Consider the following 386-nt stretch of genomic DNA (forward strand, 5'->3'; position numbering starts at 1 on the left):
ACCATCGTGTTGATCGTGCTCTTGAGCTCGAGGATCTCGCCCTGTGCCTCGACGGTGATCTTCTTGGACAGGTCGCCGTTGGCGACGGCCGTCGTGACCTCGGCGATGTTCCGGACCTGGGCCGTGAGGTTGTCGGCCATCGAGTTCACGTTGTCCGTCAGGTCCTTCCACGTCCCGGACACGCCGGGCACCCGGGCCTGGCCGCCCAGCTTCCCCTCGGTCCCGACCTCGCGGGCCACGCGCGTCACCTCGCTGGCGAAGCTCTGGAGCTGGTCGACCATCGTGTTGATCGTGCTCTTGAGCTCGAGGATCTCGCCCTGTGCCTCGACGGTGATCTTCTTGGACAGGTCGCCGTTGGCGACGGCCGTCGTGACCTCGGCGATGTT

At 65.8% G+C, this 386-nt stretch carries 1 protein-coding gene; it reads right to left on the reverse strand.

Annotation, left to right across the window (positions count from 1 at the left end; all coding sequences use genetic code 11):
* Positions 1-386, reverse strand: a 386-nt coding sequence (locus BSZ37_RS20130) for a HAMP domain-containing protein (RefSeq protein WP_143537775.1), incomplete at both ends; no start/stop codon positions are given.

It is taken from the genome of Rubrivirga marina, assembly GCF_002283365.1.
Classification (GTDB): domain Bacteria; phylum Bacteroidota; class Rhodothermia; order Rhodothermales; family Rubricoccaceae; genus Rubrivirga; species Rubrivirga marina.